The sequence below is a fragment of the Deltaproteobacteria bacterium genome (genome assembly GCA_019309045.1).
Lineage (GTDB): Bacteria > Desulfobacterota > Syntrophobacteria > BM002 > BM002 > JAFDGZ01.
In genome coordinates this window covers 1-11985 of the sequence record JAFDGZ010000021.1, presented here as the reverse complement: position 1 = coordinate 11985, position 11985 = coordinate 1, and the positions used below count along the sequence as shown (strand labels likewise).

General features: G+C 53.0%; 9 protein-coding genes. 7 read left to right on the top strand and 2 right to left on the bottom strand.

The genetic code is table 11. The features are described from left to right. Positions 1 to 5: 5 nt before the first annotated feature. Both JRI89_06240 and JRI89_06235 read left to right on the top strand, forming a co-directional pair. Positions 6 to 1601 carry a citramalate synthase gene (locus JRI89_06240; protein ID MBW2070840.1) on the top strand — a complete coding sequence of 532 codons (1596 nt, stop codon included), beginning with the start codon at positions 6 to 8 and terminating at the stop codon, positions 1599 to 1601. Positions 1602 to 1835: 234 nt separating this feature from the next. Continuing rightward, the gene (locus JRI89_06235) at positions 1836 to 2423 is read left to right on the top strand and encodes a helix-hairpin-helix domain-containing protein (protein MBW2070839.1); all 588 of its coding nucleotides are present in this window, start codon (positions 1836 to 1838) and stop codon (positions 2421 to 2423) included. Between the two features lie 55 nt (positions 2424 to 2478). On the opposite strand, the gene JRI89_06230 is transcribed toward JRI89_06235, so the two are convergent. Together JRI89_06230 and moaA are read right to left on the bottom strand one after the other, a co-directional pair. Continuing rightward, positions 2479 to 3564: a PAS domain S-box protein gene (locus JRI89_06230; GenBank protein MBW2070838.1), complete on the bottom strand. Its 1086-nt coding sequence runs from the start codon at positions 3562 to 3564 to the stop codon at positions 2479 to 2481. Positions 3565 to 3680: 116 nt separating this feature from the next. Next, complete coding sequence (moaA, locus tag JRI89_06225; GenBank protein ID MBW2070837.1) at positions 3681 to 4673, bottom strand: GTP 3',8-cyclase MoaA; 993 nt, start codon at positions 4671 to 4673, stop codon at positions 3681 to 3683. 242 nt (positions 4674 to 4915) lie between these two features. On the opposite strand from moaA, the gene fdhF reads away from it, so the two are divergent. The 5 genes from fdhF to JRI89_06200 form a co-directional block, all read left to right on the top strand. Next, positions 4916 to 6970 (top strand): formate dehydrogenase subunit alpha, encoded by a 2055-nt coding sequence (gene fdhF / locus JRI89_06220; protein ID MBW2070836.1) that lies wholly within the window; start codon positions 4916 to 4918, stop codon positions 6968 to 6970. 149 nt (positions 6971 to 7119) lie between these two features. Beyond that, entirely contained in the window at positions 7120 to 7572 is a 453-nt protein-coding gene (locus JRI89_06215) for a 4Fe-4S binding protein (GenBank protein MBW2070835.1), read from the top strand. Continuing rightward, a complete protein-coding gene (locus JRI89_06210) occupies positions 7569 to 9317 on the top strand; it encodes an aldehyde ferredoxin oxidoreductase (protein ID MBW2070834.1) in 1749 nt (582 codons plus the stop codon). Before JRI89_06215 ends, JRI89_06210 begins: the two co-directional genes overlap by 4 nt. Positions 9318 to 9543: 226 nt before the next feature. Next, entirely contained in the window at positions 9544 to 10971 is a 1428-nt protein-coding gene (gene pyk / locus JRI89_06205) for a pyruvate kinase (protein MBW2070833.1), read from the top strand. Positions 10972 to 11148: 177 nt separating this feature from the next. Further along, positions 11149 to 11985, top strand: an 837-nt coding sequence (locus JRI89_06200; protein MBW2070832.1) for a glycosyltransferase family 1 protein, incomplete at its 3' end; no start/stop codon positions are given.

Below are 11985 nucleotides of genomic sequence, written 5' to 3'. Positions count from 1 at the left end.
AGACGATGAGAAAAATAGAAATCTATGATACGACCTTAAGAGACGGCACTCAGGCTGAGGAATTTAATCTTTCTCTCGAGGACAAAATCCGCATTTCTCTAAAACTGGATGAATTAGGCATCCATTATCTAGAGGGCGGCTGGCCAGGATCTAATCCCAAGGATGTGCGCTATTTCAAAGAGATTCAGAACTACAGACTGAAACACGCCAAGATTGCCGCCTTTGGCAGTACACACAATCCCCGGAGTTCAGCGGAAAAAGACAAGAATCTTGCAGCACTGCTCCAGGCCAAGACTGAGGTCATTACCATATTCGGCAAGAGTTGGACGGTTCACGTACGTGACGCCCTGCGCACCAGTCCTGCAAGGAATCTGGAAATAATTCGCGACTCGCTTGCCTTTCTGAGACCTCACGTGGCTACACTTTTCTATGATGCCGAACACTTTTTTGACGGGTTCAAAGATGATGCTACCTATGCTCTGGCAACCCTAAAGGCGGCTATCGAGGGCGGTGCAGAATGTCTGGTTCTCTGTGATACCAACGGTGGCACACTTACCAGCGAGCTGCGCGAGATTATCAGGAAGGTAAAAAAAGAATTTCCCGAGGCTGCTCTCGGCATCCATACTCACAACGATGCTGAGCTGGCGGTGGCAAACTCCCTGGCTGCAGTAGAAATGGGGGCGAATCATGTCCAGGGTACAATGAACGGTGTGGGAGAGCGCTGCGGCAATGCCAATCTCTGCAGCATCATACCGGCTATAAAGCTGAAGTTGAACATGGATTGCATAAGCGATGCCCAGCTTGCTCTCTTGCGCGAGACGTCTCGCTATATTCTGGAGGTTGCCAATATCAGGCCAAATCAATATCAGCCCTACGTGGGGCGAAGCGCTTTTGCGCATAAAGGCGGCATCCACGTCAGTGCTGTGCAGCGAAACCCGGAGACCTATGAACACATCCGACCAGAACTCGTTGGCAACATGCAACGGATTCTGGTTTCTGACCTCTCCGGCAGGAGCACCATCAAGCGCAAGGCGAAGCAATATGGCATCGAAATTTCCACTAAAGATCCGGTTGCCATGCAGATACTGGAAGAACTCAAAGAGCTTGAAAATGAAGGCTTCCAGTACGAAGCTGCTGAGGGATCTTTCGAGATCCTTCTGCACCGAGCCGTAGGCCAGGTAAAGCGTTACTTCGAATTTATCGGCTTCCGAGTACTGGTCTCCAAGATCCAGGAAAACCAGCCATCTGTGGCGGAAGCAACAGTAATGCTCAAGGTTGGCGGTAAGGTAGAACATACGGCGGCCACAGGTGTGGGGCCGGTCCACGCCCTGGACAAGGCCCTGCGCAAGGCCCTGGAGCGTTTCTATCCAGAAATCGCTCACATGCGTTTGAGCGACTACAAGGTGAGGGTCCTGCCTGGTGACAGAGGAACTGCTGCCAAAGTGAGAGTCCTCATTGAATCTGCCGATTCTACCAGTACCTGGGGTACCGTAGGCGTATCTCAGGACATCCTGGAGGCAAGTTGGCTGGCGCTGGTGGATAGCGTCAATTACAAGCTGTTCAAAGACGAGAAGGAACGCGACAGGGCCTCAGAGAGCTGATGCTGAACCTGATCCCTAGATAGGGTCAGAGGCTGCTTCAGGATCTATTGTCTGCTGCAGGCATGAACGTGATAGAGAATCACCGGGGGCACTGATATAGTTTCTGTTGGCGCTGTCCTGCCTGATGACCTGCATGGCGCTGCCTACTCAGGGACAACCCACCATTTGATGCTGCCGAAGGGGTGCCAATCATAGACTATGGCCATCTCTCAAGGGTAAGCGGCCAAAAATGCTATGAAATTTTTCCTTCGTCGTCAATTAGCGGTGGTGTTACTGTTCGCCTTTCTCCTGGTAACCTACCACCTGTTGCAGGAGTGGTTGCCGTGGGACACAGGGGGAAAACCAGGGACCTGCAGGCCAACTCCTACATTTATCCAGGTGGGAGGTCATGTTCGCAATCCAGGCATCTTTTCTTTTCCAGAGCCGGTATCAATCCAGCGCGCAATAAAGAGGGCGGGCGGTCTGGACTCGGGCGGCGAGATCCAAGATCTCTGGAGCTGCAGAAAACTCAAGAATGGAGACTGGTTGCGAGTGAGCCTCAATAGAAACGGCCAACCACGGCTCCGAGTGGAAAGAATGATGGTTGGCTTTTTGCTGGCTCTAGGGAGCAAGGTGGATGTAAATCGACTGAGCAAGGCTGAACTGGCGCGTCTTCCCGGTATCAGCCGTCCAGTGGCCGAGCGCATTGTGAAAGAACGCCAACGCTGTGGAGGTTATCGACATCTGGAAGAATTGCTCAAGGTGAAAGGTGTGGGCCCCAAGACTCTGAAAAAGGTGCGGCCGCATCTCACGGTGGGCAGCGTTGGGTACGGAAATCACTAGCTCTGGGCTGGATGCTTTCGGAGATGGCCAGGGCATGATCTAGGAGATGCCCTGATCAAAGCCTCCTCAAACGAATTGCTCTTCTTCTCTCCACAGGCACTGCCACTGTTACTGTGGTGCCCTGGCCTGGTGTGCTTTTAATATCGATGCTACCGCCATGGTCTTCAATGATGCGTTGACTGATTGTCAGCCCGAGCCCCACGTGATGTGTCTTGGTAGTAAAAAGCGGGTCGAACACAAAGGGGAGGTCCTCAGCAGAAATGCCCGTTCCAGTGTCTTTAACGCTGAGCTGCAGGCTGCCATCTTGTGAAAATGCCTCTATAGCAATAGCCACGGTTGGATTCGCTGCTTCGAGTGCGTTGGTGAGCACATTGGCGATGCCTTGAGACATGAGCTCCAGATCCATAATGGCGTGCAGGGAGCGACAGATTTCTGGTGAGGGAACGTGCCAGGCAGAGGCTCGTTCCTGCAACTCTTCCGGCAGCAGTTCTCTGATTCTCGCCATGAGTTTGTCCAGAGATGTGTTGGCAAGGGAGGGATAAGGCAGCGAAGTAAAGTCGGCGAGACTCCTGAGCAGACTTTCCAAACGGCTCGCTTCCTGATAAATGATTTCCTGGTACAATCGTTTGTGCTCTTCTGCGACACCCTCTTTCATAAGGCGGGCGGCAAAACCTCCTATAGCTGCAATGGGATTTCTTATGTGATGCGCCATCCGATCCACTACTTTGCCGAGGCAGAGAACGCGGTCCGCCTCTCGGGAACTCTTCTGCAAGGTCTTGAATGGGCTGATGTCTTCGATGTGAGCTACAATGAGTTGTGAGTCTTTCTCTTTAAAAAGCCGAGTGCGGATGTGGGCAAAGATGCGGCCCTTCTTGCCGCACAGGAGGACCTCACCACTGAACTGTCCCTCGGACATAGTCAGTTTTATGATGTTAGGCAGGAGGATCCTGCAGTCATCTTTTATGAAAATTTGCCCGATGTTACTACCAGCCAAGGACCCGGAGTTGTAGCCGAGCATAGATTCTGCACTGTCATTGGCGAAGAGCACGATGCCATCAGGGTTGAACAGCAGCAAGCCATGAGGCATAGACTTGAGAATTGCCTGCAGCAGGGGCAGATGAGTGAGCAGCTTATCGGGCATGGTGTGTGTCCAATATGGCAAGGTAATGGCCACGGCATTCAATTCGGGACTGATTCTAGAATGCAAAGTTCATTCCGTCAACTGGGACAGGAGTGCCAGGCGAAAACTGCTTGTTGCTAACCCCCTATGGCAACCATGGGACGGCTGTGACACTTGTGAAAGAGGTCTGACTGCAGAAAATGGTTTTTAGGCTTTTCAGCAATGGACTGCCTCAAAATGGCGGCAAGTTCGCTGTCGGTGGCGCCCTGGCGCATGGCGGATTTGATGTCCACTTCGTGATCAGAGAACAGGCAGTTTCTCAGGTTGCCGTCGGCGGTGAGCCTTATGCGGTTGCAGGAAGGACAAAAATGGTGGCTGATGGGACTAATAATGCCAATGACCCCGGGCGCATCGGCCCAGCGGAAATGGCGAGCCGGGCCATTGGTGTGTTCGACGGTAATCTTTTCCAGCGGCCCTCTCCCGGAAAGCGTTGCCAGGATTTCATCGGCACTGACGTAGTGGCGTCTGACCCAGGTGTCGTCAGTAGTGAGGGGCATGAACTCGATGAAACGGACATGGAAGGCGTGCCTGGTGGTCAGTTGGGCAAGCTCTACGATTTCGTCGTCATTAATGCCCCGCATGACTACAACATTGAGTTTTATCGGGGCAAAGCCAATCTGTTCAGCGGCTCTGATGCCCCGCCATACTTGCTCGAAGAGATCGAAGCGGGTAATCCTGGCAAATTTTTCCGGCTGCAGAGTGTCTAGGCTGATATTGATGCGTCGCATACCAGCATGGTAGAGATCGCTGCAGAACTGCTCCAGGAGTACCCCGTTTGTTGTCAGGCTGAGGCTGTCAAGGCCTGGGAGGCGGGCCAACCGCTGACAAAAATCGATCACCCCTTTACGTACTAAGGGTTCGCCACCAGTCAAGCGCACTTTGGAAATACCCATATCCAGGGCAATGCGTGTAAGGCGAAGCAGCTCTTCATAGGTGAGGATATCGTGGTGGCTGAGTTTGTGGACGCCGGTGGCTGGCACACAGTATACACAACGAAGATTGCAGCGGTCAGTGATGGACACCCGCAAGTAGTCGATGGGGCGGTGATAATGGTCTATGGGAGGTGTCATTATGATGCACTCGAGCCAGAATATTTCCTTGAGGAGGAGTGATGTCGATTGAAGTTGCAATGGCATCTTGTTATGACAACTATCCCATAATAAAAAAGAGCAGTCCTGATGTCAAGGGGAAGAATGGCCTCAGGAAAACTTACATTCTGTCAGGTAGGTGCAAAGGTGCCCCACATCAGATGTTCCACCAAGCACACAGGGATTGATCGGCGAAACATACCTTCCAAGCCAAAGGAGTAATTATGCTGGAACAAATTCACATCATCTGTCCTTACTGCGGGGTGGGTTGCAATCTGGAGTTGGAGCTCGACGACAAAGGCGTTCCCGTGAAAAGCAGGGCCTCGGGTAGAAACAAGACGGTCAACGACAAGTACCTTTGCGTCAAGGGCCTCTCCATCCATGAACTTGTGAGCAGTCAAGAACGACTTACTCATCCCCTTGTGCGCCGCCATGGCACTCTAGAGAAAGCTGCCTGGGAAGAAGCCATCGACCAGGCAGCCGAGAGTTTACAAAGGGTTATGAAAACTTACGGCCGGGAAAGCGTGGGAATGCTTGCCAGCAGCAAGGTTCTCAATGAAGAAATCTATCTCAGCCAGAAGTTTCAGCGGGTTGTAATTGGCAATAACAACCTGGACAACTGTGCTCGCCTCTGTCACGGACCCTCAGAGGTGGCGCTCAAGAAGCAGCTGGGATATGGAGCAGTCAGCACCTTTTACAGGGACGGCATGGCCACGGAAACCATAGTGATAGTGGGGGCTCACACCAGTACCACTCATCCGATTATCTGGCAGCGACTCAAAAAGAGGGCCAGTAAAGGAGAAATTAGCCTTGTTCTGGTGGACCCCCGGACCACAGGCCTGGCAAAATACGCCCAGGTTCATCTCAAGGTGAAACCGGGTGCGGATATCTTTTGGCTGAAGGCTCTTAGCAAGATAATCTATTTGCAGGGCTGGCACGATGAGAGGTTCTGCCGAGAGCGTACCATTGGCTTCGAGGCTATGCAGAAAGCTCTGGAAGAGGTCGATATAGACTCTGCCTGCGAAATGGCAGGAATTTTTCGAGAGGATCTGCACAGAGCAGCTGAACTGATCCACGGCAGAAAAACTATTTTCTTGTGGGGTATGGGGCTGACACAACATGCTCATGGTACGGACAATGTGTCTGCCCTCATAGACCTGGCCCTATTAACCGGCAATGTTGGCAGGGAAGGCTGCGGCGTGGCTCCTCTGCGGGGACAGAATAATGTCCAGGGCGCCTGTGACCTGGGGGCAATGCCCAATCTTCTTCCCGGACACATGCTTCTTGATGACGAGGCGGCCAGGATTCACCTGGGAGCCATATGGGGATGCGAGGTGCCAGGCAAGCCTGGTCTTGCTGCTCCGGAAATGATCCATGAAATTGCATCCGGCAAGATACGCGCCCTTTATGTAGTGGGTGAGAATCCTGTGATGTCGGAGCCCCAGTCCACTTTCGTTTCCTGGATGATGGATCGCTTGGAGCTCCTTATCGTTCAGGACGTATTCCTTACGGAAACCGCCAAACATGCAAACATTGTACTGCCGGCTGCTATGATAGGGGAGAAGGAGGGAACTTTTACTAACGCCAGCAGGAGAATTCAGCACACCTCCGCAGGGCTCAGACCTCCGGGCGAAGCCAGAGCGGACTGGCTGATATTTCAGAATATTGCCAGAGCCATGGGATATGACTGGCAATACGGCTCAACCGAAGTAATCTGGGAAGAGATACGCCGGGCCGCACCCATTTTCGCGGGGGTGACCTACGGCAGGTTGCAGGAAATGGAAGGAATTTGCTGGCCATGCTACCATGAATCTCATCCCGGTACGCCAGGATTGTACGATGATGGTTTTGCCTTCAGCGACAGACGGGCAAGGTTTATTCCCCCATCTCTTCCCAGAAGCTTGATAAAACCAACGCAGGACTATCCTCTGGTGCTCATTACTGGTCGGCTGCTCGCTCACTTCAACACAGGTGAGATGTCACGGCGCTCCAAGAGACTCATGAAGGTCGCCCCCAGGTCATTTGTGGAGATGCACCCTGAGGATGCTGATCGGGCAGGTCTGTCTGCAGGAGAGTCGTTGCGCCTTACCAGTCCGTATGGAAGCGTCTTGTCCGAACTGAAAGTTACTGATAAGATAGCGCCAGGATATGTTTTTATGCCTATCCACTACGAGACCCCTAACGTTAACACACTGATGAGCGCCGTGCCTCTGGATCCCCAAGCACGAATGCCGGCCCTAAAGGTGATTCCGGTAAAGATCGAACGGTACGTCTGTTGAGTTGCTCTAATGTACGAGACAAATATTGGTCCTGGTACTGGGCGGATCCTGAAAGCGGCCCATCCGTGGGACAGAATTATTCAATGTCTAAATGGCAGGACAGACCATCTTGCCGATCCCCTATGGATCTATTCAGATGAGGAAACCTTATGAAAAAAGCTAAAATTCTGACAACTCCTCATATGGAGCGCTGCATCGGCTGCCACTCCTGTTCGTTGGCCTGCGCTCGGCTGGTGTACAAAAAATTGTCCTGGGATACGGCCGGCATCCGCATTGTCTCTTCCGGTGGTCTGTCCACAGGCTTCGAGGCCAAGTCATGTCTGGCCTGTGATCCGGCGCCCTGCGCCCTTGCCTGCCCCACCGGGGCTTTTTCCCAGCGTCGGGGTGGAGGTGTGCTCGTCAAGAGGAAACTGTGCATCCAGTGCGGCGATTGCGCTGAGGCCTGTCCTGTCGATGCCATTTATCTTGCCCCTACTTGGGAGCCGTTCGTCTGCATCCACTGCGGTCAGTGTGTAGCATTCTGCCCCCATCATTGCCTGGAAATGGTGGAGATGTCGCTAGGGGCTGCCCCTGCTGCAGAGGGGAAGGAGGTGGCTTCATGAGCAGAGACTATTTCAGAGTGCTCGTGGTGAACCTTGCCACAGGCAAAGGCAAGGTGGTCAAGATGGATGGTCGGGATAGACACCTGGGTGGCAGCGGCCTGGCTGCAGCTCTCTTCAAGAAATACGGTCATGTTGACAAGGCCTGGACCGAGCCGTCGCAGCCTCTTATTTTCACCATCGGACCGCTCACCGGATATTTTCCTCTTATGAGCAAGACCGTGTGCAGTTTCAAGTCGCCCTATCATGATCAGTATGCCGAAAGTCACGCTGGCGGCCGTTCGGCCCTTTCTCTTCGCTTTGCCGGCTACGACGGCCTGGTCATTATTGGCAGGGCCCCGGCATTGAGCTGTCTAATAATTGGCTCCCGGCAACTGGAGCTCAAAGATGTGCATTACATGAAGGGGATTGACCTGCAAAAATCCGGCAAGATGCTTCGTAAAATGATTGGCGGCGCCGGCCACCGGTCCATTCTGCGCATAGGTCCCGCAGGCGAGAACCTTCTGCCCATGGCCTGCATCACTGTGGATACCTACCGCCATTTCGGCAGACTCGGCGGCGGTGCTGTGATGGGAGCAAAGAATCTCAAGGCCGTGGCCATTCTGGGAGATGGTATCTTCGATCTCCCGGAAGGTAAGACGTACAGGAATCTCTTCGAAGCAGTCTATCAGCAGCTTACTACCACCGACATGATGGATAAGTATCATAATCTGGGCACTCCAGTGAACGTGGCTATTCTCAACGGACTGAAGGCCCTGCCAATCAGAAATCTCCAGCAGACCACCGATCCTGACATCGAAGGCATCAGCGGTGAAACCTTTGCCAATGATACTTTGCTGCGCAACACCGCCTGCGCCGGTTGCCCTGTGGGCTGCATACACATCGGCTTTGTGCGAGAAAAATTCATGGAACCCAATCAGTATCTCTACCGGCAGATCTCCTATGACCACGAGCCTATCTTTGCCACAGGTTCAATGCTGGGGATGACCAATGCGTTCAAGGTGCTTGCCATTATTGACATGGTGGAAAAGATGGGACTGGACGTGATGTCAGCGGGAGTCGCCCTGGCCTGGGCCACAGAGGCGCTGGCAAGGGGTGTCATTTCGGAGAAAGAAACGCTGGTTCCCTTGAAATTTGGTGATGCCGACGGTTACAAGGAGGCTATACTCCATCTTGGCTCAATGAGCAACGATTTCTACCGACTCCTCGGCCAGGGAACCATGAAAGCGGTGGAACACTATGGTGGAGAAGATTTCGCCTGCGTCCTCGGTCAAGAGATGGCTGGCTACGCTACCGGTGAGGTCTTTTTTACCTCGCAGGCACTGGGTTTCAGGCATTCCCACCTGGATGCGGGCGGCTATTCATATGATCAGAAGCAGAAAGACAAGGATCCTCAAAAAGCGGTGGAGTTCTTGCTGAAGGACGAACAGGGGCGAGTTCTGTTGACATCAATGGTTTCCTGCCTTTTTGCCCGGGAAATTTACAAGGAACAACTGCTGGCCGAGTGTTTGAATTGCCTGGGTTACAGGTATTTGGCCGACAATATGAATGAGGTGGCCCAGCATATCCAAAAGATGCGCTGGCAGCTCCGGTTGGCCAGCGGTTTTGACCCCAGGGGCGTGAAGATTCCAAAAAGATTCAAAGAAATAATCACCTGGAAAGGCGAGATCGACGAGAATTATCTCAACACTCTTCAAAAGGAGTACGGTAAACGGATTGTCGAACTGGGCAGAGCAGAAGAGGATTAACCAGTCACAGGATTGTTTGCGGCGCGTACTGCCCATGTGATAGTCTGTCTCGAGGTTGATTTACCGGTACTGCTCTGCGCAGGTCGCCATCTGGGGAGTTAGAATTGTCGAAATAGCCAGTTTGCCAGAGATGGTCGGTCAGGCCATTGCCAAGCGTGGCCAGGGCAATGGCCGGTACATGTTGCGCTCTGGGGGTACTTCTTGCTGAAAAGAGAAGGGAAATGCCATGAGGCTTCCTGCTAACAAGACAAAGATTGTTTGCACCATAGGGCCTGCTTCCGAATCTGTTGAAGTGTTGAAACAGTTGATTGAGGCGGGCATGAATATTGCCCGCATCAATTTCTCCCACGCTGATTTCGACAGCCATGAGAAAGTCATTGCCAATATCCGTACTGCGGCCCGCGCCACCGGCCGGCGGGTGGCCATTATGGGCGATCTTCCAGGGCCTAAAATGCGCATCGGTCAACTGGCTGAAGAGCCTGTGCAATTGAATCCTGGCGACCCTCTCACTTTGACAAGTGAAGAGATCCTCGGCAGCAAGGAACGAGTTTCCATGAGTTTTCCCAGACTGCCGCAGGTAGTCAAAGCGGGAGATACCCTTTTTCTCAATGACGGTCTCATTCAGCTCGAGGTGGAAAAGGCGGTCGGAACAGAGGTTCACTGCCGTGTTGTTGTGGGAGGTGAACTGCGCTCCCGCAAGGGGCTCAATCTGCCGGACATTGATCTCGGCATCGGCGCCTTTACCGAGCGTGATCAGCAGTGTCTGAGATTTGCCATGGAAAAGGGGGTAGATGCGATAAGCCAGTCATTTGTAGAGTCTGCGGCGGACATACGTGCTGTTCGCCAGGCAGCCGCCTCTCTCGGACACGAGCCGTTCATCATTGCCAAGCTGGAAAGATCCAGCGCTCGCGAGCATTTGGACGGCATCCTGGACGCTGCGGACGGGATCATGGTGGCGCGCGGCGACCTGGGGGTGGAAATCCCCATAGAGTGGATCGCTGTTGCCCAAAAAGAGATCATCAGGCGGGCAAACCTGCTGGGCAAGCCGGTAATCACCGCCACGCAGATGTTGGAGTCCATGACCGACAACCGGCGTCCCACCAGGGCAGAAGCCACTGATGTGGCCAATGCCATCCTCGACGGCACGGACTGCGTCATGCTCTCAGAAGAGTCGGCCATGGGAAAATATCCGGTTGATGCTGCTGCCATGCTGGCCAAGATTGCCGCAGCTACCGAACCGACTCGTCCAGGCCACAAAGTGCGCGAAATTCTCAGAACCTTCGACGGCAAAGTCGATTTCAGCATGCGGGACCTTCTTACCCTGAGTGTAGAAACTCTGATAGACCGAGTTGCACCCGCCTTGGTGCTGGTGCCGAGCATCAGTGGTGCGACAGCCAGGAGCATCACCCGTTTCAGGCTGCCAGTCTGGATAGCAGCTGTCAGCACCAGGGAAAAGGTTTGTCAGCAGCTGATGTTCTCTTATGGCATCTGGCCGGTGCACGAGCCGGAGCAGCCAGACGACTGGAAGGGGTACGCTCGCAACTGGCTGCAGTCGGCTGAGCTGCAGGGCAATCTCGTGGTGCTGTCTACCGGGCCTTCGCCGAAATATCCCGAAGCCAATCACCGTATCGAAATAATTGATCTGAATCGTTAGGAGTAGAGGCTGCGGATCTCGAGGTTGATTATCGAGAAGTCAGTTCAGATCGTCTGCTTATGCTGCAAAAGTCTAATAGGAATCAGAAAATTAATGGAAGCGTGATACACTGGAAAGCCGCTCGAGCCATCGGGCGAATACAGGCGGCGAGATACAACAATCTTCGAGGAGGGATGAATGGCTGCAATGAATAATGAGCGCAACCTGGCGCACTGGGGAATAATTTCAACCAGGCTTGCTGGAACGGACGGGGTTTCCCTGGAGGCGGAAAAATGGGCCACTGTTTTCGAAAAGCATGGCTTCACCTGCTTCTATTTTGCCGGAGAACTGGAGCGGCCTCCAGAAAGGTCATATCTGGCCGAGGAGGCTCACTTCACTCACCCGGAGATAGTGGATATCCAGAGGCAATGCTTCGGCACAACCACACGTCACCACTCTGTGACTCGCCAGATACATCGACTTGCCTATAAGCTCAAAGAACACCTTTACAATTTCATCGAAAAATTCGACATAGGTCTACTTCTAGTAGAAAATGCTCTGACTATTCCGATGAATATTCCCCTCGGTCTGGCTCTCACGGAACTGATAGCTGAAACAAATATAACCACGGTGGCTCATCATCACGACTTCTACTGGGAAAGGGACCGCTTCCTGATAAACAGTGTCTCCGATTACCTCAATATGGCCTTTCCTGCAAACCTGCCATCAATTCGTCATGTGGTGATCAATTCCTATGCAAATGAGCAGCTCTCTTTTCGCACCGGTATTTCAGCACGGGTTGCACCGAACATAATGGATTTCGACAATCCCCCGCCACCTCCAGATGATTATTCTTCTGACGTGCGGCAGGCCCTGGGAATAAAGGATGACGAGCTCTTTATATTGCAGCCTACCAGGATCGTCCACCGCAAGGGTATTGAACATGCCATCGAACTGGTTTGCAGGCTGGGGATGAAAGCCAAGCTTGTTATTTCCCACGATGCCGGCGATGAAGGCTACGAATACCAGAGGCGG

What these genes read in the sequence shown, in the direction of transcription:
- JRI89_06240 (MBW2070840.1), top strand. Translation starts at nt 6, where the DNA reads ATGAGAAAAATAGAAATCTATGATACGACCTTAAGAGACGGCACTCAG.
- JRI89_06235 (MBW2070839.1), top strand. Translation starts at nt 1,836, where the DNA reads ATGAAATTTTTCCTTCGTCGTCAATTAGCGGTGGTGTTACTGTTCGCC.
- JRI89_06230 (MBW2070838.1), bottom strand. Translation starts at nt 3,564, where the DNA reads ATGCCCGATAAGCTGCTCACTCATCTGCCCCTGCTGCAGGCAATTCTC.
- moaA (MBW2070837.1), bottom strand. Translation starts at nt 4,673, where the DNA reads ATGACACCTCCCATAGACCATTATCACCGCCCCATCGACTACTTGCGG.
- fdhF (MBW2070836.1), top strand. Translation starts at nt 4,916, where the DNA reads ATGCTGGAACAAATTCACATCATCTGTCCTTACTGCGGGGTGGGTTGC.
- JRI89_06215 (MBW2070835.1), top strand. Translation starts at nt 7,120, where the DNA reads ATGAAAAAAGCTAAAATTCTGACAACTCCTCATATGGAGCGCTGCATC.
- JRI89_06210 (MBW2070834.1), top strand. Translation starts at nt 7,569, where the DNA reads ATGAGCAGAGACTATTTCAGAGTGCTCGTGGTGAACCTTGCCACAGGC.
- pyk (MBW2070833.1), top strand. Translation starts at nt 9,544, where the DNA reads ATGAGGCTTCCTGCTAACAAGACAAAGATTGTTTGCACCATAGGGCCT.